Origin of the sequence: Nocardioides sp. NPDC006303, from assembly GCF_040613175.1 — a bacterium.
Lineage (GTDB): Bacteria > Actinomycetota > Actinomycetes > Propionibacteriales > Nocardioidaceae > Nocardioides.
The window spans coordinates 101173-127804 of record NZ_JBEXRR010000007.1; the positions used below are offsets into that span (position 1 = coordinate 101173).

24 protein-coding genes and 1 pseudogene are annotated in these 26632 nt (G+C 69.4%); 11 read left to right on the forward strand and 14 right to left on the reverse strand.

What is annotated here, in order from left to right; translation table 11 throughout:
* Positions 1–270: 270 nt before the first annotated feature.
* From ABZY89_RS08170 to ABZY89_RS08185, 4 genes are all read right to left on the reverse strand, one after another.
* Positions 271–1224, reverse strand: coding sequence for an electron transfer flavoprotein subunit alpha/FixB family protein (locus ABZY89_RS08170; RefSeq protein WP_350713122.1), 954 nt, complete (start codon positions 1222–1224; stop codon positions 271–273).
* Positions 1225–1245: 21 nt separating this feature from the next.
* Positions 1246–2037, reverse strand: a complete 792-nt coding sequence (locus ABZY89_RS08175; protein ID WP_355226197.1) for an electron transfer flavoprotein subunit beta/FixA family protein — start codon at positions 2035–2037, stop codon at positions 1246–1248.
* Between the two features lie 111 nt (positions 2038–2148).
* Positions 2149–2484 carry a hypothetical protein gene (locus ABZY89_RS08180; RefSeq protein WP_355226199.1) on the reverse strand — a complete coding sequence of 112 codons (336 nt, stop codon included), beginning with the start codon at positions 2482–2484 and terminating at the stop codon, positions 2149–2151.
* 5 nt (positions 2485–2489) lie between these two features.
* Positions 2490–3269 (reverse strand): enoyl-CoA hydratase-related protein, encoded by a 780-nt coding sequence (locus tag ABZY89_RS08185; protein ID WP_355226201.1) that lies wholly within the window; start codon positions 3267–3269, stop codon positions 2490–2492.
* A gap of 167 nt (positions 3270–3436) precedes the next feature.
* Between ABZY89_RS08185 and ABZY89_RS08190 the strand changes: the two genes are divergently transcribed.
* The gene (locus tag ABZY89_RS08190; protein WP_355226203.1) at positions 3437–6850 is read left to right on the forward strand and encodes a M36 family metallopeptidase; all 3414 of its coding nucleotides are present in this window, start codon (positions 3437–3439) and stop codon (positions 6848–6850) included.
* Between the two features lie 92 nt (positions 6851–6942).
* Positions 6943–7986 carry an NAD(P)-dependent alcohol dehydrogenase gene (locus ABZY89_RS08195; protein ID WP_355226204.1) on the forward strand — a complete coding sequence of 348 codons (1044 nt, stop codon included), beginning with the start codon at positions 6943–6945 and terminating at the stop codon, positions 7984–7986.
* A gap of 30 nt (positions 7987–8016) precedes the next feature.
* On the opposite strand, the gene ABZY89_RS08200 is transcribed toward ABZY89_RS08195, so the two are convergent.
* The 3 genes from ABZY89_RS08200 to ABZY89_RS08210 all read right to left on the reverse strand — a co-directional run bounded on the left by ABZY89_RS08200 (position 8017) and on the right by ABZY89_RS08210 (position 10751).
* Complete coding sequence (locus tag ABZY89_RS08200; protein ID WP_355226205.1) at positions 8017–9210, reverse strand: MFS transporter; 1194 nt, start codon at positions 9208–9210, stop codon at positions 8017–8019.
* A gap of 69 nt (positions 9211–9279) precedes the next feature.
* A complete protein-coding gene (locus ABZY89_RS08205) occupies positions 9280–10173 on the reverse strand; it encodes an RNA polymerase sigma-70 factor (protein ID WP_355226207.1) in 894 nt (297 codons plus the stop codon).
* Entirely contained in the window at positions 10170–10751 is a 582-nt protein-coding gene (locus tag ABZY89_RS08210; RefSeq protein ID WP_355226208.1) for a carboxymuconolactone decarboxylase family protein, read from the reverse strand. Before ABZY89_RS08210 ends, ABZY89_RS08205 begins: the two co-directional genes overlap by 4 nt.
* 83 nt (positions 10752–10834) lie before the next feature.
* Here ABZY89_RS08210 and ABZY89_RS08215 point away from each other — a divergent pair, with 83 nt between their 5' ends.
* Complete coding sequence (locus ABZY89_RS08215; protein WP_355226209.1) at positions 10835–11578, forward strand: NUDIX hydrolase; 744 nt, start codon at positions 10835–10837, stop codon at positions 11576–11578.
* A gap of 24 nt (positions 11579–11602) precedes the next feature.
* Here ABZY89_RS08215 and ABZY89_RS08220 read toward each other — a convergent pair.
* Positions 11603–12439: pseudogene (locus ABZY89_RS08220) on the reverse strand (EamA family transporter); the annotation flags it as partial.
* 73 nt (positions 12440–12512) lie between these two features.
* On the opposite strand from ABZY89_RS08220, the gene ABZY89_RS08225 reads away from it, so the two are divergent.
* Positions 12513–13439: a LysR family transcriptional regulator gene (locus ABZY89_RS08225; protein WP_355226211.1), complete on the forward strand. Its 927-nt coding sequence runs from the start codon at positions 12513–12515 to the stop codon at positions 13437–13439.
* Here ABZY89_RS08225 and ABZY89_RS08230 read toward each other — a convergent pair.
* From ABZY89_RS08230 to ABZY89_RS08245, 4 genes are all read right to left on the reverse strand, one after another.
* Positions 13412–14371, reverse strand: a complete 960-nt coding sequence (locus ABZY89_RS08230; RefSeq protein WP_355226213.1) for a tetratricopeptide repeat protein — start codon at positions 14369–14371, stop codon at positions 13412–13414. The two genes, ABZY89_RS08225 and ABZY89_RS08230, sit on opposite strands and share 28 nt — an antisense overlap.
* 49 nt (positions 14372–14420) lie before the next feature.
* Complete coding sequence (locus tag ABZY89_RS08235; RefSeq protein ID WP_160027818.1) at positions 14421–14927, reverse strand: PH domain-containing protein; 507 nt, start codon at positions 14925–14927, stop codon at positions 14421–14423.
* Between the two features lie 225 nt (positions 14928–15152).
* Positions 15153–16097, reverse strand: a complete 945-nt coding sequence (gene meaB / locus ABZY89_RS08240; RefSeq protein WP_355226215.1) for a methylmalonyl Co-A mutase-associated GTPase MeaB — start codon at positions 16095–16097, stop codon at positions 15153–15155.
* A gap of 12 nt (positions 16098–16109) precedes the next feature.
* Entirely contained in the window at positions 16110–17297 is a 1188-nt protein-coding gene (locus ABZY89_RS08245) for an acetyl-CoA C-acetyltransferase (RefSeq protein WP_355226217.1), read from the reverse strand.
* 144 nt (positions 17298–17441) lie between these two features.
* On the opposite strand from ABZY89_RS08245, the gene mce reads away from it, so the two are divergent.
* The 4 genes from mce (at position 17442) to ABZY89_RS08265 (ending at position 22045) form a co-directional block, all read left to right on the forward strand.
* Positions 17442–17891 carry a methylmalonyl-CoA epimerase gene (mce, locus tag ABZY89_RS08250; RefSeq protein ID WP_350659718.1) on the forward strand — a complete coding sequence of 150 codons (450 nt, stop codon included), beginning with the start codon at positions 17442–17444 and terminating at the stop codon, positions 17889–17891.
* Between the two features lie 134 nt (positions 17892–18025).
* A complete protein-coding gene (gene ccrA / locus ABZY89_RS08255; protein WP_355226219.1) occupies positions 18026–19366 on the forward strand; it encodes a crotonyl-CoA carboxylase/reductase in 1341 nt (446 codons plus the stop codon).
* A gap of 319 nt (positions 19367–19685) precedes the next feature.
* Entirely contained in the window at positions 19686–20849 is a 1164-nt protein-coding gene (locus ABZY89_RS08260) for a hypothetical protein (RefSeq protein ID WP_355226220.1), read from the forward strand.
* Complete coding sequence (locus ABZY89_RS08265) at positions 20846–22045, forward strand: AI-2E family transporter (RefSeq protein ID WP_355226222.1); 1200 nt, start codon at positions 20846–20848, stop codon at positions 22043–22045. Before ABZY89_RS08260 ends, ABZY89_RS08265 begins: the two co-directional genes overlap by 4 nt.
* Before the next feature lie 57 nt (positions 22046–22102).
* Here ABZY89_RS08265 and ABZY89_RS08270 read toward each other — a convergent pair whose 3' ends face one another.
* Complete coding sequence (locus ABZY89_RS08270) at positions 22103–23065, reverse strand: DMT family transporter (RefSeq protein ID WP_355226224.1); 963 nt, start codon at positions 23063–23065, stop codon at positions 22103–22105.
* A gap of 38 nt (positions 23066–23103) precedes the next feature.
* Here ABZY89_RS08270 and ABZY89_RS08275 point away from each other — a divergent pair, with 38 nt between their 5' ends.
* On the forward strand, positions 23104–23655 hold the full coding sequence (locus ABZY89_RS08275) for a CGNR zinc finger domain-containing protein (protein ID WP_355226226.1): 552 nt from the start codon (positions 23104–23106) through the stop codon (positions 23653–23655).
* On the opposite strand, the gene ABZY89_RS08280 is transcribed toward ABZY89_RS08275, so the two are convergent.
* Positions 23637–24923: an ArsB/NhaD family transporter gene (locus ABZY89_RS08280; protein WP_355226228.1), complete on the reverse strand. Its 1287-nt coding sequence runs from the start codon at positions 24921–24923 to the stop codon at positions 23637–23639. The genes ABZY89_RS08275 and ABZY89_RS08280 overlap by 19 nt on opposite strands.
* Before the next feature lie 101 nt (positions 24924–25024).
* On the opposite strand from ABZY89_RS08280, the gene ABZY89_RS08285 reads away from it, so the two are divergent.
* Positions 25025–25972, forward strand: coding sequence for a HAMP domain-containing sensor histidine kinase (locus ABZY89_RS08285; RefSeq protein WP_355226230.1), 948 nt, complete (start codon positions 25025–25027; stop codon positions 25970–25972).
* The gene (locus ABZY89_RS08290; RefSeq protein WP_355226231.1) at positions 25969–26631 is read left to right on the forward strand and encodes a response regulator transcription factor; all 663 of its coding nucleotides are present in this window, start codon (positions 25969–25971) and stop codon (positions 26629–26631) included. The genes ABZY89_RS08285 and ABZY89_RS08290 overlap by 4 nt, the downstream gene beginning before the upstream one ends.
* The last annotated feature ends 1 nt before the right edge of the window (position 26632 follow it).

Below are 26632 nucleotides of genomic sequence, written 5' to 3' on the forward strand. Positions count from 1 at the left end.
ATCGAGATCTTCCGGGTCGTCCTCGACCTCAGCGCATTCACCCACATGCGGCCGGACTATACCCAGCGACGTATGGCCCGCAACGACAATTCCCAGAACAAGATGCCAAACCGAAAGAAACCCGCCTCCGAGCCGTGCTCGGAGGCGGGTTTTCGGGACGAACGTCACATGCACATGAGGTCGGTCTCGACCCGCGGTCACAGCCTCGCAAGCTCGGCTGTGCGCTCGCTCGACCCCTTCGGGTTTGCCCGGCGCAAGCGCCGGACAACCTCAGGCCTTAGCGGCCTTCACAGCCTCGGTGACGGCCGGGAGAACGGTGTGCAGATCGCCCACCACACCGAAGTCGACGAGCTCGAAGATCGGTGCCTCCTCGTCCTTGTTGACCGCGACGATGGTCTTCGAGGTCTGCATACCGGCACGGTGCTGGATCGCACCGGAGATCCCGTTGGCCACGTAGAGCTGCGGGGAGACGGTCTTACCGGTCTGGCCGACCTGGAAGGTGTGCGGCATCCAGCCCGAGTCGACCGCGGCACGCGAGGCACCGACAGCGGCACCGAGCGCGTCGGCGAGGCCCTCGACGGCGGAGAAGTCGCCGCCGGTGCCACGACCACCGGAGACCACGATCGCGGCCTCGGTGAGCTCGGGGCGGCCGGAGGCCTTACGCGGCTGGGAGGCCACGATCTGGGCGGTCTTGGCGGCGTCGGAGATGGTCACCTCGAACGGGGTGACCGCGGCGGCGCCGGCCTTCTCGACCGGAGCGGCCGAGTTGGGCTTGACCGTGATGATCGGGGTGCCCTTGGTGACCTTGCCCTTGACCGTGAAGTTGCCGGCGAAGACCGACTGGGTCGCCACACCGGACTCATCCAGGTCGACCGCGTCGGTGATCAGACCGGAGTCGAGCTTGATCGCCAGACGAGCCGCGACCTCCTTGTTCTCCGCGGAGGAGGGCAGCAGGATCGCGGCCGGGGAGGCGGTGCCGGCCAGCTGCGCGAGCGCCTCGGCCTTCGGGGCCACCAGGTAGCCCTTGATCTGGGCGTCGTCGATGACGTAGACCTTCTCGGCGCCGTAGCCCTTCACGGCCTCCGCGGCACCAGCGGCACCGTCGGCGCCACCGATGTAGACGGCGGAGGGCTCGCCGAGCTTGGCGGCCAGGGTGAGCAGCTCGTAGGTCGGCTTCTTGACCTGACCACCAACGTGGTCGATGAGAACGAGAACTTCAGCCATGATTCAGAATCCTTCCCGGCCTCAGATGAACTTCTTGGACGCGAGGAACTCGGCCAGCGCCTTGGCGCCCGAGCCGTCCTCGTCGGTGACGATCTCACCGGCGGTGCGCGGCGGGCGGGCCGCCGTCTCCTCGACCGCGGTGTAGGCGGCACCCAGACCGACCTGGCCGGCGTCGACACCGAGGTCGGACAGCGACCACGTCTCCAGCGGCTTCTTCTTGGCCGCCATGATGCCCTTGAAGGACGGGTAGCGGGCCTCGCCGGACTGGTCGGTGACCGAGAGGACCAGCGGCAGCGTGCCGCCGATGACCTCGGTGGCCACGTCGCCGTCACGCTTGATGCGGATCTGGTCGCCCTGGGTCTCGACGACCGAGGCCAGGGTCACCTGCGGCAGGCCGAGGCGCTCGGCCAGCATCGCCGGGACGACGCTCATGCCGGCGTCGGTCGAGGCCAGACCGCCGACCACGAGGTCGACCGGACCGAGCTTCTCGATCGCCTTGGCCAGCACCAGCGAGGTGGCGATGGAGTCCGAGCCGGCGATCGCGTCGTCGACGACGTGGACGCCCTTGTCGGCACCCATCTGCAGCGCCTTGCGCACAGCAGCCTCGGCAGCCTGCGGACCAACGGTCAGCGCGGTGACGGTGATCTCCTCACCCTCACGCTTCTCCTTGATCTGCAACGACTGCTCGACGGCGTACTCATCGAGCTCGGAGAGCAGACCGTCGACGTTCACGCGATCGACGGTGAAGTCGTCCTCGAACTGCCGGTCCGCGGTCGCGTCCGGCACGTACTTCACAAGCACAACAATGTTCATGATGGTGCGGCCTTGCCGGCCCCTCCTGGAATGGTCGTAGTTCGCCAGCGATGTTACCCGTCAGTCACATACGGATGACAGGTGCCTACGCGTTGAGAATGTCACATGGGCTCAGGGCCGGATCACACCGGCCACGATGCGACCGACGATCAGCCACGCCAACGCACCGATGCCCCAGTTGAAGAGCGCGTTCTTGATCTCGGCGTCCTCACCGCTGAACTGCTTGATGCCGTTCTCCCGCGAGAACAGGCCGAGATCGGCGATGTCGGCGAGGTCGAGGATGAACGCCACGAGGGTGTTGTCCTGATTCGCGTTGAGCGCGATCAGCAGCGCCCCGATCGCCAGCGCCAGCGCGGCGAGCAGCGCGATCGCCCAGACCACCCGGGAGGCGTAGGACCGGATGGTGTGGACCATGCCCGGGCCGGTGGACGTCTTGGTGTCGGACACGAGATTCACTTCCCTTCGAAGTTGGCTTTGCCGGGGCCGTTCTCCAGGAACGATGCCATCCCGGTCTGGGAGTCCTTCGTCGCGAACACGCCGGCGAACTGCTGCTGCTCGATGGCCAGCCCGGTGGCGAGGTCCACCCCGAGCCCCTTGTCGATCGCCGTCTTCGCCGCCGCCAGTGCGTACGGTGCCGCCGTCTTGAACTGGCTCGCCCACGCGAGCGCCTCCTCATAGACCGAGGCCGCCGGTACGAGCCGGTCGGCCAAGCCGATTGCAAGCGCCTCGTCTGCCTTGACGAAGCGGCCCGAGAAGATCAGATCCTTGGCCTTGGACGGCCCGACCAGCCGTGCCAGCCGCTGGGTGCCACCGGCACCCGGGATGATGCCGAGCAGGACCTCCGGCTGACCGAAGGTCGCGTCGTCGGCGGCGATCCGGAAGTCGGCCGCGAGCGCCAGCTCGCAGCCTCCACCGAGCGCATAGCCGGTCACCGCGGCCACCACCGGCTTGGGGATCTCCGCGACGGCCGTCACCGCGGTCTGCACGCCGGCGACCCGCTTGGCCATCTCGGAGTAGGAGAGGCCGGCCATCTCCTTGACGTCGTTCCCGGCGGCGAACAGCCGCTCGCCGCCGTAGACCACGACCGCGCGTACGTCATCGTCGGCTGCCGCCTCGGTCGCGACCTCGAGCAGCTCGGCCTGCACCTGAAAGCTGATCGCGTTCATCTTCGGCCGGTCGAGCCGGATCGTGCCGATGCCGTCCTCGACGGTGAGGTTGACGAAGTCACCCATCGTGGTGCTCCCCTGTCTGTCGGGACCGTGTGTGCCGGCCCGTCTGTGAAGGCGGTTACATGTGTCCGGAACACTATCGGGTGCCTTCCATGTCTCGTGCGCCGGTTCGCGGTACAGGCGTTGCGTGTATCGCGTAACCGGCGCAGGTAAAGGGACGTTGGTCCCATATGACCGAAACACGTTCCAGTCGCAGCCGGGTGAGCCTCGGTGCCGCGCTGAGCCTCGCCCTCGGCGCATTCGTGCTGGTGACGCCGGTCTCGGGTGCCGCGCTCTCCACTACTGATGACACTGCAAACACCAAGGCTGAGACGGCCCGCTCCGGCGGGCTGCTCGGTCACGAGGCCGATGCCGGCCTGGACGTACGCGACCGCGTGCTGCCCACCTCGACCCAGCAGTCCGCGGCCCAGGCCCTGGACGCCGTCGACATCCGCTGGAACGCCCACGGGACTCCGACCTCGCTGATCTCCTCCGACGGCGTGCTGGCCACGGCCGGCTCCGCGGACCCGGTCGCCGCTGCCCGAGGCTTCCTCGACGACAACGCGGCGGTCTTCGGGCTCAGCGCAGCGCAGCTGGCCGACCTCGAGCTCGTCAGCGACCAGAAGCTGGCCGGCGGGGGCGGTCATGCGGTGCTCTTCCGGCAGACCTACGACGGCCTGTCCGCCGCGACCGAGGGGATGGTCACCGTGGGTGTGGCCGACGGCGCCATCACCTACGCCTCCTCCTCGCTGTCCAAGGTGACCGGCACCCCGGCGAAGGCCGAGCTCACCCCGACCGAGGCGTGGCTGAAGGCGGCGGCATCGGCCGGGCGCCCGATCTCCGGGTCGAAGGTCGGAGAGATCGTCACCGACGCCGCCGCGAAGCTGACCGACTGGACGAAGCTGACGGTCCCCGGCCTGGCGACCGACCAGCTGGTGCGGCTGCGAGCCCTCCCCGTCCCCGGCGAGGGCGTACGTCCCGTCTTCCAGGCCACCGTCGTCGACTCCGCCGCCGCCACCCTCCTGGGGCAGACGGTGCTGGTCGACGCGGTCACCGGCGAGGTGCTCCTTCGTCGGGACAACGTCGACCACGAGAACGACGTCGAGGGTCCGTTCACCGGCACCGCGCTCGGCACCTGCGGCCCGAAGCACAGCTTCGAGATCTCCGACGACAAGACCCGCACCCTGGCCGCGGTCGCGATCGGGCTGCCGACCGACGACTTCACCGTGAAGCTGTTCGCTCCTGACGGGAAGCTGCTCGTGGAGGGTGACCTGCTCACCAGCCCCGAGACCGCGACCTACACCGCCGAGAGGATCGCCCCCGGGACGTACGCGGTCCAGGTCTGTCCCTTCGACGACTCGCTCCTCGTCGGCAGCTACACGGTGACCGTCGCGTCCTCCGACGCCGGCGCGGAGACCGGTGACCTGCCGGGCAGCAACCCGCGTTGGTCCTACTTCCCCGGCACTCCCGACGCCGCCTCGACCGGCGGCGAGGCGGTCCCGGCCAACGACGTGATCGCGTGCTGGACCAAGGTGGCCGAGTGCACCGGGCCGGAGCTGAAGAGCCTGGCCAACGCCGGTCCGTGGGACACGCTGCTCAACACGACCGTCGGGGTGCCGAGCCTGACCACGATCGGCAACAACGCCAACACCCACGAGGGCTGGCTCTCGCCGCTGGCCGCCGGTGGCCTCGAGCAGGCGCCGATCTCGCCGGTGCGTGACTACACCGGCACGTTCACCGACGCCTGGAACAACTCCAAGTGCGCGCCGACCAACCTGGTGCCGGGCGGCAACGACGTCAACTACGTCGTCGGCAACCTGTTCGCCAGCCACAACCGGATGCACGACTGGTCCTACTTCCTCGGTTTCACCGAGGAGAACTACAACCTGCAGACCGACAACCTCGGCCGTGGCGGTCGCGGCCTCGACGCCGAGGTCGGCAACGCGCAGGCCGCCGCGCTCGACTCGCAGGTCGTCGAGCAGACCGGGCTGCTGACCGGTCGCAACAACGCCAACCAGCTCACCCTGATGGACGGCGTTCCGGGAGTCACCAACCAGTACCTCTTCCAGCCCGCCGCCGGCGCCTTCTACGCGCCCTGCACCGACGGGTCGCTGGACTTCGGGATCGTCGGCCACGAGTACACCCACGCCATCTCCAACCGGATGGTCGGTGGTCCCGACGACGGCCTGACCTCCGAGCAGGGCGGTGCGATGGGTGAGTCCTGGAGCGACCTGGCCGCGGCCGAGCACATGTTCGCCCACGACCTCTACAACGGCGGCAGCCCGTGGGCCGTCGGCTCCTACGCCACCGGCAACACCGACGTCGCGATCCGTGACTTCGCGATCGACAAGAACCCGCTCAACTTCTCCGACTACGGCTTCGACAGCACCGGGCCCGAGGTCCACGCCGACGGCGAGATCTGGAACGGGACGATGTGGTCGGTGCGGCAGGCGCTGGTCGACAAGTACAACGCAACCTACCCCTACGCCGACAAGGCCCTACAGCGGCGCTGCTCGGTCGGTACGACGACTGCCTCACCGCTGGCCGCCGACAAGTGCCCCGGCAACCGCCGCTGGATCCAGCTGGTCTTCGACTCGTTCCTGCTCCAGCAGGGTGCGACCTCGATGCTGGACGCCCGCGACGCGTTCCTCGCCGCGGACCAGATGCGCTTCGGCGGCGCCAACCGCCAGGTGATCGCCGATGCGTTCGCCCGGCGCGGCATGGGCCAGTACGCCACCACGACCGCCGACGACCACGAGCCGACCCCGAGCTTCGCCTCGCCGGCCTCGCGCAACGTCAAGGTCACCTTCAGCGCGCCGGCACCCGGGAAGGTCTATGTCGGCCGCTTCGAGGCGCGGGCGACCCCGATCGCCGACACGCTCTCCGGCACCGCGCTCGGGTCGGTGGCTCACTTCGTGCCGGGGACGTACGAGCTTCTGTACGTCTCCGCCACCGGGGGCGCCCAGCGCAAGACGGTCACGGTCTCCCCCACGGAGATCGCCAAGACCGTCTCGTTCGCGACCGGGACCAACCTGGCCGCGGCCGCCAACGGTGCCAAGGTGCTCACCACGACCGAGGGCTCCCGCAACCCGGGCGCCCTGATCGACGGCACCGAGAGCACCAACTGGGGTGGGGTGACCGCGGAGAACGTGGACGCCACCACGCCCTCGATCGCCGTCGACCTGGCCGGCGGAACCCGCACGGTGAAGACGGTCAACGTCAGCGCGTACCTGTCGCCGGCGACCGACACGGACGCCGACTCGGGGTCGCGCTTCACGGCACTGCGGAAGTTCGCCCTGGAGGCGTGCGTCTCCGCCTGCGACACGGCCGGCGCGACCTGGAAGCGCTTCTACACCTCGGCCGACGACGCCTTCCCCGGAAAGCGCCCGAGGCCGGTCGCCCCCAACCTCAACCTGCGCACCTTCGACGTCCCCGACACCTCCGCCGCGGCGGTCCGTCTGGTGGCGTTGGAGAACCAGTGCACGGGCTATGCAGGCTACGCCGGTGAGCAGGACGCCGACCCGCTCACCACGACCGACTGCAAGACCGGCTCCGACCGCGGCACCATCGTCCACGCGGCCGAGCTGCAGGTCTTCGGGCAGTAGCCGGACCCGCGTCTACCCTGGCGTCTTCGCGGACGCCAGGGTAGAACGGGACGCAGCGGCGGGCGGGGGTCCTGCCGGTCTGGAGATCGACGATGAAGGCTCTGAGGTACGTCACGATCGGCGCTGCGCCGGAGATCAGCGAGGTTCCGGTGCCGGAGCCGGCACCGGGCCAGGTGCGGGTGAAGATCACCGCGGCCGGCGCCTGCCACTCCGACTCCTTCCTGATGGGCCTGCCGGAGGATGCCTGGCATTCGTTCGGCTACCCGCTGCCGATGACGCTCGGGCACGAGGGCGTCGGGGTTGTCGACGCCCTCGGCGACGGGGCGCACGGGATCGAGCCCGGCGAGCCGGTGGCGATCTACGGGCCGCAGGGCTGCGGCCGCTGCTACCCCTGCGCGCAGGGCAAGGAGAACTACTGCGAGCGCGCCGCCGAGCTCCACATCAGCCCGCCAGGGCTCGGCACGGACGGGACCATGGCCGAGTACGTCCTCGTGCCGGACGCCCGCCACCTGCTGCCGCTCGGCGACCTCGATCCGGTCGCCAACGTGGCGCTCACCGACGCCGGCCTGACGCCCTACCACGCCATCAAGGGCTCGCTGCCCAAGCTGGTCGCCGGCTCGACCGCCGTCGTGATCGGCGCGGGCGGCCTCGGCCACGTCGCGATCCAGCTGCTGCGGGCCCTCTCCCCCGCGACCGTGATCGCGCTCGACCTCAGCGAGGACAAGCTCGCGCTGGCCACCGACGTCGGCGCCCACCACGCCTTCCCGTCCGACAAGACGGCCGCCGACAACATCCGCAAGGTGGTCGGCGCCCGCGGCGTCACCGCCGTCTTCGACTTCGTCGGCGCCCAGCCGACCGTCGACCTGGCCTCGTCCGTGATCGGCGTGGAGAGCGACCTGGTCATCGTCGGCGTCAACACCGCCAGCGCCCAGGTCGGCACGCTCGCCAAGCCGTACGACGCGGTGATCCGGGCTCCGTACTGGGGCTCGCGCTCGGAGCTGATGGAGGTCTTCGACCTCGCCCGCGCCGGGCTCGTGCACGTCGAGACGGAGCAGTTCTCCCTGGACGAGGCACCGGAGGCGTACCGGCGACTTCACGAAGGCACGCTCCGCGGACGCGCCGTTGTCGTCCCCTAGTCCCTCTCGGACAAAGCCCAGAGGGCTGAGTCACCGTCGCCCGAACGACGCCAACGCGCTCCCGGCAAGCAATGCAGCAACGAGGACAGTCCCAGCAAGCACCCAGTAGAGCGCGTCATACCCGCCCAGCACGGTAGCGAGCGCAGCCCCCACAGCAGGAGCAAGCGCACCAGCAACCCCAGCGGGAGCCGAGTAGACACCGTTGAGCGCGGCGTACCTCTCCGGCCCCCACACGTCACTGACGACGGTCGCTGCGATGAGCGTGTAGAGCCCGCGAGCAGTGCCGGTGAGCACCGAGACGACGATCATCACCCAGCCGACCGCGGGCAGCAACGGCAGCAGGGCGATGGAGGCGGCGAACCAGAGCACTCCCCCGATCATCCGCGCCCGGACACCGAAACGACGCGCCAGCATCGGATAGAACGCACGTCCCGCGACCTGGCCGGCGCCACTGAGGCCGAGGGCCCAGGCGGCGGTGGTCGCGCTCAGCCCGTGCTCGACGAGGAACGGAACCAGGTGGACGATCGAGGCGAACACGGCCAGCGAGACCAGGGTGCCCGCAAGCGTGAGCAGCACGAACCGGCTGCTCCGCAGCACGTCCCGGTCCCGCACCGGTCGACCGTCCTTGCTCGGGGCCGCCGGCTCCCAGGCGAGATCGAGCACGACGATGCTCGGCACGAAGGTCAGCACAAGGAAGGCACCGGCCAGGATCACGTACGTCCATCGCCACTCCACCCAGCCAGCCAGCGCATCGGTGAGCGGCGCGAAGATCGTCGAGGCGAACCCGCCGGCGAGGGTGAGGGTGGTGATCGCATCGACCCGCCGCGTACCGAACCAGTGGGTCAGCGCCGCGAAGGCCGGCGGGTAGAAGGTGCCGGCGGTCGAGAGCCCGACCAGCAGCCAGCCCAGAACGAAGATCCAGTACGAGGGCGCGGCAGCGACCACTAGCAGCGACGCCGCCCCCAGCAGGCTGGCCCCGGCCATCACCCACCGCGGCCCGAAGCGCTGGATGAACCGCCCGACGGGGATGCCCGCCACGGCCCCAACGAGCGTGCCCGCGGAGAAGGCGGTGGTGATCGCGGCCGCCGACCATCCGGTGGTGTCGACGATCCGCGGCTGCAGGACGGTGAAGGCGTAGTAGAGGACGCCGTACGCCGCGGTGACGGTCACGCAGAGCGTGACCAGCACCGCGAGCAGTGGCCGCCCGTCGACCCGCTCTTCCATCGCCAACCTCCAAGCAGCAGCACGTGGGTCGTCACCTTCCCACGCGCCACCTCAGCGCCGGCGGCAGCCTCAACGTTCCAGATGGACCTGCTCGACGACGCCGCTGAGCTTGGAGGGGTTGCGTACGTAGTAGAGGCCGGTGACCATGCCGTCCTCGACGTGCAGGGTGACGACGCCGTCGACCTCGTCGCCGAAGTAGATCAGCATCCCGGGCGCGCGGTTGACGCTGGTCAGCTCGAACCTGGGGATGCCGTACTTCGTGGCCAGCCCCGCGAAGAACCGCAGCACCTTCTCGGCGCCGTGGATCGGCTTGCGGGCGGCCTGCACCACACCGCCGCCGTCGGAGAAGAGCACGACGTCGGGGGCGAGCACGTCCAGCAGCGACTGCAGGTCGCCGCCGGTCGCGGCGTCGCGGAACCGCTCCAGCGCGTGCCGCGCCTCGGCCGCCGAGACGGACTCGCGCGGGCGCCGCTCGGCGACGTGATCGCGCGCCCGGTGGGCGATCTGGCGCACCGCGGCGGGCGACTTGTCGACCGCCGCCGCGATCTCGTCGTAGCCGAGCGCGAAGACCTCGCGCAGCACGAAGACCGCCCGCTCGGTCGGCGAGAGCGTCTCCAGCACCAGCAGCACCGCGGTCGAGAGCGAGTCGGCGAGCTCGGCGTCCTCGGCGACGTCCGGCGCGGTCAGCAGCGGCTCCGGCAGCCACGGACCGACGTACGTCTCCTTGCGGCGCGAGAGCGTCCGGATGCGGTTGAGCGCGAGCCTGGTCGTGATCCGCACCAGATAGGCGCGGTGGTCGCGCACCTCCTCCAGCGGCACCTCGGCCCAGCGCAGCCAGGTCTCTTGGAGCACGTCCTCGGCGTCGGCGGCCGAGCCGAGCATCTCGTAGGCCACCGTGAAGAGCAGGTTGCGGTGAGCGACGAAGACCTTCGTCGCGGCATCGTCGCCGGTCGGCTGGCTCATGCGTGCGACCCTACCGCCGGTGCGAGCGGGATCTCGCAGACGTCGGAGTAGCCCTGGCTCTGCAGCCCGGCGGCCGAGTTGAACCTCGAGCGCATGTTCTCCACCGCGATCATCTGGGTCAGCTCCACCATCGCCTCGGTGCCCAGCTCGGCCAGCAGGGCCGCGACCATCTCGTCGGTGACGGTCATCGGCGTGGACGACATCGCCTCGGCGTACTCGATGACCTTCCGCTCGGTCTCGTCGAAGACGTCAGCGATCCGCCACACCTGCACCTGGCTGATCTTCTCGAGGTCGAGGTCCTCGTTGCGGGCGAGGTAATAGCCGAAGTCCAGGCACCAGCTGCACCCGATCGTGCTCGCTGCGGCCATCTCGGCCAGCGACTTGTACGTCGGGTCGAGCGCCTTCCACTTCCCCACCTTGGTCTCGAACCCCATCACCGCGCGCAGCAGCGGCTTGTGGTGGAAGTAGACGTAGCCGACGTCGGGGACCTCGCCGTACATCTTCCTGCTCACCCGCCGCACCACGGCGCCGTAGAGGCCGGTCAGATCTGCCTTCGGGATCCTGAACGTGCTGGGCATCGTTGCCCTCCTGTGTCGTGCGGAGCATCTCGTCACCATCCAGACACCGGCACTCATCAGGTTGTGACACTAGGGTTGTCGCCGTGAGCGAGCCAGAGACGACGACGGTGGCGGAGGGCGTTGCCCGGATCGAGTGGGCCGCGGGCGAGGCCGTCGATGTCGTACGCCGCGAGGTTGCCGCCGCGCTGCTCACCCATCATCGGGTGGAGGCGCTGGTCGACCCGGACGACCCGACCGAGCAGCGCACCGCGACCTGGTCGGGTCTCCACCGCGAGGGGCTGCTCCGCGGGGTGGCGGGCGGCAAGGACCGGATGCTCTATGCCCGGGTCGCGAGCGATGCCCCGGTGGAGGCACCCGAGGGCTTCCGGGCGCTGCTCAACTCGTTCCTCCCGCGCAAGCGCGCGATCGGGCAGATGCTGGTGCGCGACGCCGAGGAGCGCGTCCTGATGTGCCAGCTGACCTACAAGAAGGACTGGGACCTGCCCGGCGGCATCGTGGAGGTCGGTGAGTCGCCGAAGCTCGCCACCACCCGCGAGATCGAGGAGGAGCTCGCCCTCGTCCTCCCCGCCGGCGACCTGCTGCTCACCGACTGGCTGCCCCCGTGGGGCGGCTGGGACGACGCCGTCTGCCTGGTCTTCGACGGCGGCGTCCACCCGTCCACGATCATCGAGCGCACCACCCTCCAGCCGCGCGAGATCCGCTCAGTGGCGTTCTGCACCCTCGACGAGGTCCGCGAGCGGGCCGCCGACTTCACCGCGCGCCGGGTCGAGGCCGCCCTCGCCGCGCTGCGGGGCGGCCCCGGCTACACCGAGTCGGGGCGCGCGTAGCACTCCCTGAGCGACGAGCGCCCCGATCACCAGGAGGGCGCCACCGGTGAGCTCGCCGGCGCTGGGCACCTCCCCGAGCAGCAGCCAGGCCGAGCCGATCGCGACCGGCGGCACCAGCAGGATCCACGGCACCACCGACGACGCCGGGTGCTTCGCGAGCAGCGAGTTGAAGATCCCGTAGCCGACGAACGAGGCCAGCACCACCGTGTAGGCCGTGGACACGAGCGCCTCCCAGCCGAAGGCGGCCACTCCCTCGCGGACCCCGTCGGGCCCGTCGAGAACCAGCGAGAGCGCCAGCAGCGGGAGCGGAACGACCAGGGCCGACCAGACCGTCAGCGAGAGCCCCCCGGGCACCTTGGCCGCCCGGGAGATCACGTTGCCGATCGCCCACGACAGAGCCGCGAGCAGGCAGAGCACCAGCGCGACGACGGGCACGTGACCGCCTCGCCCGAGCGCCACCACGACGAGCCCGAGGGCGCCGGCGGCGACGCCGACCACCTGCAAGAGGGTCGGCCGCTCGCGCAGCACACCGGCCGCGATGACGATGGTGAGCACGACCTGCGCCTGGAGCACCAGCCCGGCGAGCCCAGGCGGCATCCCGGCGGCCATGCTCGTGTAGAGCAGCCCGAACTGGCCCAGGCTCATGAAGATCCCGACCGCCGCCACCACCCGCCACGACGCCTTCGGCCGTGGGAGCAGGAACACCGCCGGGAAGGCGACCAGGACGAACCGCACCGCGAGCAGGAGCAGCGGCGGCACCGCATGCCCGTCGCGCGCCTCGAGGCCCCAGTCGATGACGACGAAGTTGAAGCCCCACAGGACGGCGACGAGGACGGCGAGCAGCGAGTCACGGCGGTTCACACCATCAACGATGACCCCAAAGACAATGAAGCACCAGCGAATGATTCTTCATCCGATGACGTAGCATTTCTTCATGATCGACCTCGCCTCGCTCGTCGCCCTGCGCACCGTCGACACCCACGGCTCGGTCGTGGCGGCCGCCGACGCCCTGGGCTTCACGCCCAGCGCCGTGTCACAGCAGGTCAAACGCCTCGAGCGGCAGGTCGGCGTACCTCTGCTGGAGCGGATCGGGCGCGGCGTCATGCTCACCCACGCCGGCAGGCACCTGGTCGAGGAGGGGTCGCGGCTGCTCGCCGACATGGAGTCGCTGGAGTCCGGGCTGCACGAGCAGGCGACCACCGTGGCCGGTCGGCTGCGGCTGACCGCCTTCTCGACCGCGATGCGCGGGCTTGTCGCACCGGTTGCGGGCCAGCTCCGCGTCGCCCATCCCGAGCTCGCCCTCACCCTCTCCGAGCGCGAGCCGTGGGACACCGTCGACCTGGTCGCCACCGGTCACAGCGAGATCGGCGTCGTGCACTCATGGGGCGACGTGCCGCTCTCCATCCCCGACCATCTCGTCACCACCGAGCTCCACCGCGACATCGCCGACGTGATCGCCCATCGCGACCATCCGCTGGCTCAGCTGGCCAAGGTGACCCCGCACGACCTCGTCGCCGAGGACTGGATCGCGACGCCGGACGGCACGATCTGCCGACAGTGGCTGAACCGGATGTACGCCGGCACCGGCCATCTGCCGCGGATCGCGCACGTCTCGATGGAGTTCGACAGCCATCTGGCTCTCGTGCGAGCCGGCCTCGGGATCGCGCTCATCCCACGCATGGGCCGGGCGGCACTGGGTGAGGACCTGGTCGCCGTACGCGTCGTCGACCCGGTCCCCACGCGCGAGATCCTCGCGCTGCACCGGCGCACGATGGCCGCCTCACCGGCGGTCACCGCCGTGCTGACGGCCCTCGCGGCTCAGAACAGCGCCACTCAGAACAAGGCAGAGGCCAGCGACTGACGACCCTTGAGCACCCGCTCGTCGTCGTTGCCGACCGCGGCGAAGAGCCCCAGCAGGTGCTCGCGCGCCTTGTTGCGCTCATCCCCAGACGTACGCCGCACCAGCTCGACCAGCCGGATGAAGGAGTCCTCCACGTGGCCACCGAGCAGGTCCAGGTCGGCGACGAGCGTCTGCGCGTCGACGTCGTCGGGCGCGCCCGCGGCGGCGGCACGGGCGGCGTTGAGGTCGACCCCCTGCGTACGCTGCAGCACCTTGGCCATCGCCAGCCCGGCGGCGGCCTCGGAGTCGGCGGGGTTGGAGGCGATCAGCTTCTCGTACTCGGCCACGGCGGCGTCGATGTCGCCGCGCTCCAGGGCGTCCTGGGCCGGGGCGTAGCGCGGATCCATCGCCGGCTCGTCCCCGTCCTCGGTCGCCACGGCACCGCCGAGGGCGTTGGGCTTGTGCCGCCCGCCGATCCCCTGGGTGGTGAGCTGCTGGCCGAGCTGCTGGAAGACCGTACGCAGCTCCTCGAGGTTGAGCGCGCCCGGGATCGGCTGGGTGACCGGCCGGCCGTCGAGGAGGATGTAGAGGAGCGGCACCTGGGGCACCTGCAGCGCCTGCGCGATCTGCGGGTTCTTGTCGATGTCGACCAGGCCGACCAGGAAGCGGCCGTCGTACTCCTCCACGACCGTCGACACGTCGCCCGCATAGGTGACGCTCTCGGGCGCGCGGGAGGCCGAGTAGAAGACCAGGACGACCGGAGCGGTCATCGACGCCTCGAGCACCGACTGGAAGATCTGCTCGTCGACCTCGACGGTGTAGGAGCCGGCGCTCCGCCCCTGGGCGGGAGCCGCATCGGCCGGACCGCCGAAGGCGGCGTCCTGGGCGGGCGAGGTGCTGGCGAGCCCGGAGAGGTCGACGGCTCCGGGACGGGAGAACGGCTGCTGCGTCATGTGGTCAATCCTAGGAGCAGGCACCAGCGTGGCGGGCACCCGACGGGGTTTATCCCACGCTGCCGCGCAGGCCGGCGCGCTGGACGACGCGCTGGATGGTCAGATCTCGCTCGTTCGGCCGGCCGACGAAGTAGATGTTGTTGAGGCCCTGCTCCTGGGCGGCCGACTCGAAGACGAAGTGGCCGTAGTTGAAGATCTGGCCGGTGAACGACTGCTTCACGGTGATGTCGAGGACTCGCGCCAGCGGCATGGTCGCCAGCTCGCTCGAGAGCACACCGTGGACGCGGAAGATGCGCATGTTGGTGACCACGAACCGGTCCCGGCTGACCACCAGCGCCCGCCAGAACGCGTGCCCGACCAGCGCGAAGGCGAGCAGCACGATGATCCAGGCGACGTTCATGTCGATCGTCGCCGCGACGATCATCAGCGCCAGCCCGAGGATCGCCTCGCCCACCGGACGGAGGTAGGAGACCCAGTGATGGGTGACCTCGTCGACGACGACCTCACCTTCGTCGCGAAGGAGGTGCTTGGAGATGTCGACACCGAAGAGGTTCACGCAGCCAACGATAGTGACTCCACAGAACCGGTGGCGAGAGAACAGGCCGTACGCCGGGACAACCTCCCCCGAGAAGTCAGTTTCTGAGCGCGAAAGGTCAGTTATTGACGCCGAGACGGCAGTTTTTGACAGCGAGAGGTCAGTCCGCGACGTACGCCCTGCCTACTCGCCGGCAACAACTGACCTCTCGACGCCGAAAATCGACTACTCGGCGTCAGAAACCGACTATTCGGCGAGGAGTGTGTCGGCGGCTGCGTAGGGGTCTCGTACGCCTTTGACCACGTCCGCCGCAAGGGCGTCCAGGTCGCTGGCCGAACCGACCGTCGACCATCGCGCGCGCAGGGTCTCGACGGCGATGGCCTCGACCTCGGCCCGGGCGCGACGCGTACGCCGCAGCTCCAGCGTCCCGCTGGAGCGCAGCCAGTCCCGGTGCTCGTCGAGCGCGCCGACGACCTCGGCCAGACCCTTGCCGGACTGGGCGACGGCGGTGAGCACGGGTGGGGTCCAGGCCCCCTCGGTGCGGTCGGTGAGGCGCAGCATCCCGCGCAGGTCGCGCTGGACCTTGGTCGCACCGTCGCGATCGGCCTTGTTGACGACGTAGAGGTCGCCGATCTCCAGGATCCCGGCCTTCGCCGCCTGAATGCCGTCACCCATGCCGGGCGCGAGCAGCACCACGGTGGTGTCGGCGAGGCCGGCGATCTCGACCTCCGACTGGCCGACACCGACGGTCTCGACCAGCACGACGTCGAACCCGGCCGCGTCCAGCACCCGGATCGCCTGCGGCGCCGACCAGGCCAGCCCGCCGAGATGACCCCTGGAGGCCATCGAGCGGATGAAGACACCCGGGTCGGTGGCGTGGTCGGTCATCCGGATCCGGTCGCCCAGCAACGCGCCACCGGAGAACGGCGAGGACGGGTCGACGGCCAGCACCGCCACAGTGCGCCCCGCGGAGCGCAGCTCGCGGACCAGCGCGGAGGTGGTGGTCGACTTCCCGACTCCGGGCGCGCCGGTGAGCCCGACGATCTGGGCGTGCCCGCCGTGAGGCGCGAGCGCGGCCATCACCTCGCGGAGCCGCTCTCCCCCACCGACCGGGGCGTTCTCGACGTACGACACCAGCCGCGCGACCGCCCGGGGCTCACCGCCCCGGGCGCGCGCGACCAGGTCACTCACATCAGCGATGGCTCAGGCCTTGGGGACACGCACGATCAGGGCGTCGCCCTGACCGCCACCGCCACACAGCGCGGCGGCACCGGTGCCACCGCCGCGGCGCTTGAGCTCGTGCGCCAGGTGGAGCACGACCCGGGTCCCAGACATGCCGACCGGGTGGCCGAGGGCGATCGCGCCACCGTTGACGTTGACCTTCTCGGGGTCGAGGCCGAGCTTCTTGGTGGACTCGATGCCGACGGCCGCGAACGCCTCGTTGAACTCGACGAGGTCGAGGTCAGCGGCGGTGATGCCCTCCTTCTCGAGGGCCTTGGCCGTTGCGTTGGCCGGCTGCAGCTGCAGCGAGGAGTCGGGGCCGGCGACCATGCCGTGGGCGCCGATCTCGGCCAGCCACTCCAGACCCAGCGACTCGGCCTTCTCCTTCGACATGACCACGACGGCGGCAGCGCCGTCGGAGATCTGCGAGGCGGAGCCGGCGGTGATGGTGCCCTCCTTGGAGAACGCCGGGCGGAGCTTGCCGAGCGACTCGGCGGTGGTGTCGCCGCGTACGCCCTCATCGGCGCTGATCACGATCGGGTCGCCCTTGCGCTGCGGGATGGAGACCGGGACGATCTCGTCGTCGAAGAGGCCGTTCTTCTGCGCCGCGGCGGCGCGCTGGTGCGACGTGGCGGCGAACGCGTCCTGCTCCTCGCGGGTGAGCTTCACACCCTCGGAGTTGATCTGCTCGGTCAGCCCGCCCATCGCCTGCTTGGTGGCCTGGTCGTAGAGCGCGTCGTAGGCCATCGAGTCGACCAGCGTGGTGTCGCCGTACTTGAAGCCCTCGCGGGACTTCGGCAGCAGGTGCGGCGCGTTGGTCATCGACTCCATGCCACCCGCGACGATGACCTCCGCCTCACCGGCACGGATCAGCTGGTCGGCCGTGGCGATGGCGTTGAGGCCGGAGAGGCAGACCTTGTTGATGGTGATCGAGGGCACGTTCATCGGCAGCCCGCCGGCGATGCCCGCGGCACGCGCCGGGTTCTGGCCGGCACCGGCCTGGATGACCTGGCCCATGATCAGGTAGTCGACCTGATCCGGCGAGACGCCCGCCTTCTCCAGGGCGCCCTTGATGGCGATGCCGCCCAGATCGGCCGCGGACAGGCCCTTGAACCCGCCGAGCAGGCGGCCGATCGGCGTACGTGCCCCGGCGACGATGACGTTGGACATGGGTCCTCCAAGAATGTTGGGTGGTGCTGATCTGCCTTGAGGTTACTAATTAGTAACCTCAGTGGGAAGAGTGTTGAGCGCAGCCTGGTGTGGCTGTCATCACACATTGTGCCCGTTGAGCCCGACCTCAAGGAGAGTAGGCCCATGACATCCGTGGAAATCCCATCGCACCTGTTCACCCAGATCGACCACGTCGGTCTCGCCGTCGCCGATCTGGACGCGGCGATCGACTTCTACGAGAAGACCTTCGGCATGAAGCTCGCCCACCGCGAGACCAACGAGGAGCAGGGCGTCGAGGAGGCGATGATCGCGATCGGCGACTCCGACAACAAGCTCCAGCTGCTCGCCCCGCTCAACGAGAACAGCACCATCGCCAAGTTCCTCGACCGTAACGGCCCCGGCATGCAGCAGCTCGCCTACCGGGTCACCGACGTGGAGCAGGTCTCGGCGATCCTCAAGGAGCGCGGCGTACGTCTTCTGTACGACGCACCGCGACGCGGCACCGCCGACTCCCGGATCAACTTCATCCACCCCAAGGACGCCGGCGGCGTCCTGGTCGAGCTCGTCGAGCCGGCCGCGAACCCCGCCCACTGAAGCCAGGCCCCACCACGGCACGTGAACGATCCAAGAGTCATGTGTCACATCAGGCTGGCCATTGCGGTTACTCACCAGTAATGTCCAGCGAACTAGAGTCAACCGCGACCCCTACGACGACGCAGGAGCCGACCATGCAACACATCCTCGACGCGATTCTCGCCGGCGATACGCCCGGCGAGGAGTTTGCGAACCTCGAGATCCCCGACCACTACCGCGCCGCAACCGTCCACAAGGACGAGGTCGACATGTTCGAGGGCGTCGCGACCAAGGAGAAGGACCCGCGCAAGTCCCTCCACGTCGAGGATGTCGCCCTGCCCGAGCTCGGTCCGGGCGAGGCCTTCGTCGCGGTGATGGCGTCCGCGATCAACTACAACACCGTGTGGACCTCGATCTTCGAGCCGGTCTCCACCTTCGGGTTCCTGGAGCGCTACGGCAAGGAGTCCGAGCTCGGCGCCCGCCACAACCTCGACTACCACATCGTCGGCTCCGACCTGTCCGGCGTCGTGCTGGCCGTGGGCGCCGGCGTGACCAAGTGGAAGCCCGGCGACCGCGTCGTGGCCCACTGCCTCTCGGTCGAGCTCGAGGCCCCCGACGGCCACAACGACACGATGATGGACCCCTCCCAGCGCATCTGGGGCTTCGAGACCAACTTCGGCGGCCTCGCCGACGTGGCGATGGTCAAGGCCAACCAGCTCATGCCGAAGCCCGAGCACCTGACCTGGGAGGAGGCCGCCTCCCCCGGCCTGGTCAACTGCACCGCCTACCGCCAGCTCGTCTCCGCCAACGGCGGCAACATGAAGCAGGGCGACAACGTCCTGATCTGGGGCGCCTCCGGCGGCCTCGGCGGCTTCGCGACGCAGTACGCCCTCAACGGCGGCGCCAACCCGGTCTGCGTGGTCTCCAACGAGGAGAAGGCCAAGATCGTGCGCAACATGGGCGCCGAGATGGTCATCAACCGTTCCGAGATGGACTTCAAGTTCTGGAACGAGGAGGGCACCAAGCAGAACCCGAAGGAGTGGCTGCGCCTGGGCAAGGCCATCCGCGAGCTCACCGGCGGCGAGGACATCGACATCGTCTTCGAGCACCCGGGCCGCGAGACCTTCGGCGCGAGCGTGTTCGTCACCCGCAAGGGCGGCACCATCACCACCTGCGCGTCGACCTCGGGCTACATGCACGAGTACGACAACCGCTACCTGTGGATGAACCTCAAGAAGATCATCTCGAGCCACTTCGCGAACTACCGCGAGTCGTGGGAGGCCAACCGCCTCATCGCCCAGGGCAAGATCCACCCGACCCTGTCGCGGACGTACACCCTCGAAGAGGTCGGCCAGGCCTCTCTCGACGTCCACCACAACAAGCACCAGGGCAAGGTCGGCGTGCTTTGCCTGGCTCCCGAGGAGGGCCTCGGCGTCCTCGACGAGGAGAAGCGCGCGGCTCACATCGACAAGATCAACCTGTTCCGCGGAATCTGAGACGTCGAGCCCGGGTAAATAGCCCATTTGAGACTGGATTCACGGCCGGTCTCCCCTTGCGCGAGGGGTGACCGGCCGTAGTCTTGCCCTTTGGGAGCAGAGGGCAAGACACAAACCCCCCTAAAGTGTGAGGAATCCGCCACAAATGACGAATGAGGGACTATCCATCTTCAACGAGGCTTCCGAGCCTCGGAAGAAGCCCGACCAGGACTCGACGGAGACGCAGGTTCTCCCTCGAGTTCCTGGCGCGTCCGGATCGCCCAGCTCCGGCCACAACTCGGCTCCACCGGCTCCAGGCTCACTCCCAGCCTTCCCGGTCGTGCGGCGTGGCGGATACGACCCCGGCACGGTGAACGCGCGGGTGCAGCAGCTGCTCCAGGCCAACGGCCAGGGTCAGTCGGCCCTGCGCAACGCCCAGCGCCGCATCGCCGAGCTCGAGCGCAAGGTCACCGACCTCAAGGCCGCTGCCACCCAGGGCAACGAAGCCCCCTCCTACGCCTCCCTGGGTGGTCGCGCGAGCGCGATGCTCCGGCTGGCCGAGGAGGAGGCCGCCGCGGTCAAGGAGTCCGCTGAGAAGGAGGCCGCGGTCATCCGCGAGGCCGCCCAGCGTGAGGCTGCCGCGACGAAGGCTTCCGCCCAGCGTGACATCGAGGCGCTGCGTACGACGCACTACAAGGAGATCGACGATCACCGTGAGAAGGTGACCTCGGAGGTCCAGCAGGCCCGCAAGATGGTGCAGGCCGAGAGCGACGAGCTGCTCGCCGCCGCCAAGCGCGAGGCCGACCAGATCCGGCTCGCCGTGCAGCAGGAGGTCACCCAGCTGCGTACGTCGACCCAGCGTGAGGTCGAGAAGGCACGCGCCGGCGCGGACCGCGAGGTCCAGGAGGCCCGGCGGATGCTCGCCGTCGAGCGCGAGCGTCTCGCCCGCGAGGCCGCCGACCACCACGACCAGGCGATGGCCGAGACCACTCGCATCGTGACCGAGGGCGAGACTCGCGCCGCGGACGCCGAGGAGCGAGCCCGGATCGCTGCCCAGCACGTCGCCGACCAGCGCGCCGAGCTGGCCAAGGAGTCCGAGGGGATCATCGCTCGCGCCCGCCGCGACGCCGAGGCGATCCTGTCCAAGGCTCGCGCCGAGGCCGACCACCTCGCCTCCACCGCGACCGTCGAGGCCGAGAAGGGCCACGCGATCATCAAGGCCGAGGTCGACCGCCTCACCAAGCGTCGCGACGCGATCGCGGCTCAGCTCTCCTCGCTCACCGACCTGGTCTCCGGGTTCGGCAAGACCGAGGACCCGGCCGAGCTGGAGGCGCCGAAGCCGATCACCGAGGACGAGGACATCGTCGACGGTGAGCTGGTGGCCGACGAGAGCGTCACCCTGGTCGACTCGGACGACGACCTCGACGACGACTACGACGACTACGACGAGCCCTCCGAGAAGACCGCCATCCGCGAGCCCGAGACTGCGACCGAGAGCCGGTGAGCGGGGCCGCTGCCGACCGTCCTGCGGACGGTCCGGAGACGACGTCTGCCCAGACCGACTCCACCGACGACGCGACGGTCGACAGCGAGGCCGCGATCGCCGTCGAGGAGCCGGAGCCTGAAGAGAGCGAGCGCGACAAGAAGTTCGGCAAGCCCGGACCGCCGTTCGACCGGAGGTCGCCCTACCTGTTCGGGCTGCTTCTGGGCCTCGGCCTGCTGACGGCCTACGCAGCGGGCAACCTCCTCACCACGATGGGGAGCGTGATCCTCCAGGTGGTGGTCTCGCTCTTCATCGCCGCGGGGATCAACCCGATGGTGGTGTTCCTGCAGCGGCGTGGCTTCCCACGTCCGTGGGCGGTCCTGAGTGTCATCCTCGGCGTACTGGGCGCCCTCGTGCTCTTCTTCGTGGCGCTCGTGCCGGTGATCAGCGACCAGGTCGCCAAGATCTCGGCCAACGTCCCGGACTGGATCGACGAGCTCCAGCGCAACCAGCGCATCCAGCAGTTCAACGAGGACTACCAGATCCTCGACAAGGTGCAGGACTACGTCGCCAGCGGCGACTTCGTCAGCAGTGCGTTCGGTGGAGCGCTCGGCGTGGGCCTGGCGGTGATCAACGTGCTCGTCACGGGCTTCATCGTCATCGTCCTGACGCTCTACTTCATCGCCGCCTACGACCAGACGAAGAACGCCATCTACCGTCTCGCCCCGGCCTCGCGCCGCGAGCGGGTCGGCAAGCTCGGTGACCGGGTCTTCGAGGGCATCGGGGGCTATGTCTCCGGGGCGTTCATCGTCGCGCTGTGCGCCGGTCTGTCCACCCTGGTGCTGCTCTTCGTCATCGGGATGGGCGAATACGCGGTCGCTCTGGCCTTCGTCGTCATGATCACCGACGTGATCCCGATGATCGGGGCCACCATCGGTGCGATCATCGTCTGCGCGATCACCTTCGCGACGACCGACCTGAAGACCGGCCTCATCGCGGTGATCTTCTACATCGCCTACCAGCAGTTCGAGAACTATGTCGTCTATCCACGGGTCATGTCCCGCTCGGTCGACATCCCCGGCGTCATCACGGTGATCGCGGCCCTCATCGGTGCCTCGCTCCTCGGTGTCGTCGGCGCCCTGCTGGCGATCCCGACGGCCGCCGCCATCCTGATGCTGATCCGCGAGGTCTACGTCAGGGCCCAGGACGAGCGCTAGTCCCAACCGCCTGTGAAGCGCCGCACGCAGCTGATGCGTGCGGCGCTTCGCGTTTGGTCAGGAGGCGGTCGTCGACTGCTCTCCCTGCTGGACCGCGATGATGCCGACCAGCACGACCAGCCCGCCGATGAGCTGAATGAGGCCGGGCGCCTCGCCGAGCAGCAGCCAGGCCACGACGACGGCCGAGACGACCTCGAGGAGCCCGACGAAGGACGAGAGCCGCGAACCGAGGGTGCGGGTGGCGGCGATGCCGGTGGCGTACGCAACCGAGCAGGTCAGCACGCCGAGACCGATCAGCGGGCCCCACCACGGCATCTCCAGGCCCGCCAGGACCACCGGCGTGGTCTCCATCGCGAACGGGATGGCTCCGACCAGGCAGAGCAGCGCGAGCAGGACCGTGGCGCCGGTCAGGCCGAGCCAGGCCAGCGCGAGCGGCGGCAGCGTGGTGCTGGAATGGGCGTTGAGCACGTAGTAGCCGGCCAGTCCGACGGCGGCCGCGGAGCCCCACATGATGCCGAACGGGTGCACGTTCGCGCCGCTGACCAGATCGAGGACGAGCACGAGCCCGACGATCGCGACCAGCGCGCCGATCATCGTCAGCCGCGAGGGCCGCTCGCCGTGCCGCAGCCACATCCAGGCGACGACGAGCACCACCCCCATGTACTCCAGCAGGAGCGCCGGCCCGACCGCCATCCACTGCACTGCCGAGAAGAAGGCGAACTGCGGCACCACGATGGCCAGCAGTGCGTACGCCGCCACGACCCGCCAGCTCGCGGCAACACCCCGCCACCGGCCGGCGAGCGCGCGCAGCGCGAAGGGCGCCAGCACCACCGCGCCGATGCCGACGCGGAACACCAGCACCCCGCCCGTCGACCAGCCGGTGTCGAAGAGGCCGCGTCCCAGCGGGCCCGAGAGGCTGAACGTGACCGCCGAGACGACCGCCATGAGCAGTCCGGCAGCCACCAGCGGCGTCTTCTGCGTGCTCTGCGGCACTGCCTCGTCATTGGTCAAAGTCGTCATGACACATGACGATCCCAGCGACGCGGTAATGTGTCAACATGGTTTTCACCCATGACACCGACGTAGGCCTCCAGGCAGCCGCGGCGCTGGCGAACACCCTCGCCCTCTCCCCCGGCTCGGTCGACGAGCTGGAGACCGTGGCGGCCCTCGACGAGTTCTTCGTGACGTACGACTACACGGGGAGGCACGACCGCGACCGCGCCGAGCTCGACGAGGTCCGCGCCCTCCGCGTCCGGCTCCGCGACCTGCTCACCGCCGATCGCGACGAGGCCGTGCGGCTGACCAACGAGCTGCTCGCCGAGCACCGTGCGACGCCTCAGCTCGTCCGCCACACGAACTACGACTGGCACATCCATGCCACCGAGCCCGACGCCCCGCTGGCCACGCGGATCGCCGTCGAGACCGCGATGGCCATGGTCGACGTCATCCGCGCCGACGAGCTGTCGCGGCTCTCGATCTGCGCCGACGAGGGTTGCGCAGGCGTGGTCGTCGACCTCTCCCGCAACCGCTCCAAGCGCTACTGCTCGCCGACCTGCACCAACCGCAATGCGGTCGCGGCTTACCGCGAACGTCAGGCGAGCACGAAGTAGCGGAGGGCGACGTAGACCCAGGCGACGGCCAGGGTCACGATGGTGACCACGATGCCATACCTGGTGAACTTCCAGAAGCTGATCGGGTGGCCGGCCTTGGCGGCGAGGCCGAGCACCACCACGTTGGCGCCGGCGGCGACGGCGGTCGTGTTGCCACCGAGGTCGGCGCCGAACACGAGGGCCCACCACAGCGGGCTGTCGGCGCCCGAGGACGGCGTCGCGGCGACCATCTCCTCCACGATCGGCACCATCGCGGCGGTGTAGGGGATGTTGTCGACGAACCCGCCCACGATCGCCGAGCCGATCATCAGCCCGGTCACCCCGGCGAGCTCGTTGTCGCCCATCAGCTCGGCGGCGTACGTCCCGAGGGACCCGATCACACCGACCTCGACCAGACCGCCGACCAGCACGAACAGCGCCATGAAGAAGGCCAGGGTCGACCACTCGACCTCCTCCAGGAACGCCTCCGTCCGTGTCTGGGAGACGATCACCATCGCCCCGGCACCGAGCATGGCGACCAGCGACGGGTCCAGGTGGAGCTCGGTGTGCAGGCCGAAGGCGAGCATCACCAGGGCCAGGACGGCCAGGCAGCGGTAGAGCAGCCCGCGGTCGTGGATCGCCGATGCCGGCGGTTCGATCAGTCCGTCCAGGTCGACCCGGCCACGGAAGTCACGCCGGAAGAGCACCCGGACCAGCCCGATCAGGACGACCAGCAGGATCAGGCACAGCGGCAGCGAGTGGATCAGGAAGTCGTCGAAGGTCAGGTTGGCCCGGCTGGCCACGATGATGTTGGGCGGGTCGGCGATCAGCGTCGAGGTGCCGCCGACGTTGGCGGCCAGGATGAGCGAGATCAGGTAGGGCATCGGGTTCAGGCCGAGTCGCTCGCAGACCGACAGGGTCACCGGCGTGACGAGCAGCACGGTGGTCACGTTGTCGAGGATCGGCGAGAGCGCCGCGGTGACCAGGATCAGCAGCGTCGCCAGGCGTGCCGGGCGGCCGCCGGAGTGCTTGACCGCCCACAGCGCAAGGAACTCGAACAGGCCCGTCTGTTTGAGGACACCGACGATCACCATCATCCCGAAGAGCAGGAAGATGACGTCCCAATCGACCCCGGTCTCATGACTGAAGAAGGCCGACTCGGCATCGATGATCCCGAGCGCGACCATCGCGGCGACGCCACCCAGGGCGGCTGCGACGCGGTGGACGCGCTCGGTGGCGATGAGGCCGTAGGTGACGATGAAGACGGCCACCGCTGCGTACACGATCATGCGTTGAGCTCCATGCCAACGACCCTCCGTTACCGGAGACTCGATCCGAATGGGTGCTGCCACCCATAAGTCCTGACCAGAGGACATGTCAGGGTTGGTGCATGAGTCATCTACCGCTCTACTGGCGGGTCTGCCTGACCAACGGCACCGTCTTCTGCGTCGGCACCCTGGTCCTGGCGCTGTCCCCGGTCCGGGTCTCTGAGCGCGTCCTGGCCTCGGAGGCGGTGGTGCTCGCGGTCGGGCTGGTGGTGATGGCGACCCTCAACGCGCTCCTGCTGCTGCGCAGCCTGGCGCCGATCGACCGGGTGATCCGCACCATGGACTCGGTCGACCACCTCTCCCCCGACCAGCGTCTACCGACCCACGGCAAGGGCGCCGGCGCACGGCTGGTGGCCAGCTACAACGCGATGCTCGAGCGGCTGGAGACCGAGCGGAGCACCAGCAACGCCAAGGCGCTCGCCGCGCAGGAGGCGGAGCGACACCGGATCGCCCAGGAGCTCCACGACGAGGTGGGACAGTCGCTCACCGTCGTACTCCTGGGGCTCAAGGGACTGGAGCGACAGGTGCCGGAGGAAGTGCGCCCCGAGCTCGCCGCCGTCCGCGAGTCCGCGCGCACGGGCATCGACGACGTACGCCGCGTGGCCCGCCAGCTGCGGCCGGGCGTGCTCGAGGATCTCGGCCTGCACGCCGCCCTGGCCTCGCTGGCCACCGACGTCGGCGCCCTGGGCCGCACGACCGTACGCCGCACCATCGGCCGCGGGCTTCCCGAGCTGCCCCAGGACCGCGAGCTGGTGATCTACCGGGTCGCCCAGGAGGCGCTCACCAACGTCGTACGCCACGCCCACGCCGCGACCGCCGAGCTCTCGCTCTGCAAGGTCGGCGACATGGTCGCCCTAACCGTCTCCGACGACGGTCGCGGCAGCGCCGCCCTCGTGGCCGGCGCCGGGATCAGCGGCATGCGGGAGCGTGCCCTGCTCGTCGGTGCCGACCTGAGCGTGACCAGCACCCCCGGCCGCGGCACCACCGTCCGCCTGGAGGTTCCGCTGTGACTCCCACGCCCGCGAAGATCCGGATCCTGCTGGCCGACGACCACACCCTCGTACGCCGCGGGGTCCGCCTCATCCTCGACGCCGAACCGGACCTCGAGGTGGTCGCCGAGGCGGCCGACGGAGCCGAGGCCGTCGCGGCGCTGCGCGACGTCGAGGTCGACCTGGTGATCCTCGACGTCGCCATGCCCCGCATGACCGGGCTGCAGGCCGCGCGCACGATCGCCCGGATGCGTACGCCTCCGAAGATGCTGATGCTCTCGATGCACGACAACGAGCAGTACTTCTTCGAGGCGCTCAAGGTCGGCGCCAGCGGGTACGTCCTCAAGTCGGTCGCCGACGAGGACCTGGTCAACGCGTGCCGCACCGCTATTCGGGGGCAAGCCTTCGTCTATCCCGGGGCGATGAGTGCTCTGGTCCGCGACTATCTGGACCGCCTCAACCGTGGCGAGAGCCTGCCGCGCACGGTGCTGACCGAGCGCGAGGACGAGGTGCTCAAGCTCATCGCCGAGGGCCATTCGACCCGGGAGATCGCCCGCGAGCTGACGATCTCCTACAAGACCGTCGAGCGGCACCGCGAGAACATCCTCGCCAAGCTTGGCCTCCGCGATCGCACCCAAGTCACGCGATATGCCATCAGAGCAGGTCTCATCGAGCCCTGAG

Bases quoted from the DNA above. Each gene is read 5' to 3' on its own strand.
- ABZY89_RS08205 (WP_355226207.1), bottom strand. From the start codon at position 10,173: ATGAGCCAGCCGACCGGCGACGATGCCGCGACGAAGGTCTTCGTCGCT.
- ABZY89_RS08190 (WP_355226203.1), top strand. From the start codon at position 3,437: ATGACCGAAACACGTTCCAGTCGCAGCCGGGTGAGCCTCGGTGCCGCG.
- ABZY89_RS08225 (WP_355226211.1), top strand. From the start codon at position 12,513: ATGATCGACCTCGCCTCGCTCGTCGCCCTGCGCACCGTCGACACCCAC.
- ccrA (WP_355226219.1), top strand. From the start codon at position 18,026: ATGCAACACATCCTCGACGCGATTCTCGCCGGCGATACGCCCGGCGAG.
- ABZY89_RS08245 (WP_355226217.1), bottom strand. From the start codon at position 17,297: ATGTCCAACGTCATCGTCGCCGGGGCACGTACGCCGATCGGCCGCCTG.
- ABZY89_RS08275 (WP_355226226.1), top strand. From the start codon at position 23,104: ATGGTTTTCACCCATGACACCGACGTAGGCCTCCAGGCAGCCGCGGCG.
- ABZY89_RS08200 (WP_355226205.1), bottom strand. From the start codon at position 9,210: ATGGAAGAGCGGGTCGACGGGCGGCCACTGCTCGCGGTGCTGGTCACG.
- mce (WP_350659718.1), top strand. From the start codon at position 17,442: ATGACATCCGTGGAAATCCCATCGCACCTGTTCACCCAGATCGACCAC.
- ABZY89_RS08195 (WP_355226204.1), top strand. From the start codon at position 6,943: ATGAAGGCTCTGAGGTACGTCACGATCGGCGCTGCGCCGGAGATCAGC.
- ABZY89_RS08170 (WP_350713122.1), bottom strand. From the start codon at position 1,224: ATGGCTGAAGTTCTCGTTCTCATCGACCACGTTGGTGGTCAGGTCAAG.
- ABZY89_RS08280 (WP_355226228.1), bottom strand. From the start codon at position 24,923: ATGATCGTGTACGCAGCGGTGGCCGTCTTCATCGTCACCTACGGCCTC.
- ABZY89_RS08175 (WP_355226197.1), bottom strand. From the start codon at position 2,037: ATGAACATTGTTGTGCTTGTGAAGTACGTGCCGGACGCGACCGCGGAC.
- ABZY89_RS08210 (WP_355226208.1), bottom strand. From the start codon at position 10,751: ATGCCCAGCACGTTCAGGATCCCGAAGGCAGATCTGACCGGCCTCTAC.
- ABZY89_RS08270 (WP_355226224.1), bottom strand. From the start codon at position 23,065: ATGACGACTTTGACCAATGACGAGGCAGTGCCGCAGAGCACGCAGAAG.
- ABZY89_RS08185 (WP_355226201.1), bottom strand. From the start codon at position 3,269: ATGGGTGACTTCGTCAACCTCACCGTCGAGGACGGCATCGGCACGATC.
- ABZY89_RS08230 (WP_355226213.1), bottom strand. From the start codon at position 14,371: ATGACGCAGCAGCCGTTCTCCCGTCCCGGAGCCGTCGACCTCTCCGGG.
- ABZY89_RS08285 (WP_355226230.1), top strand. From the start codon at position 25,025: ATGAGTCATCTACCGCTCTACTGGCGGGTCTGCCTGACCAACGGCACC.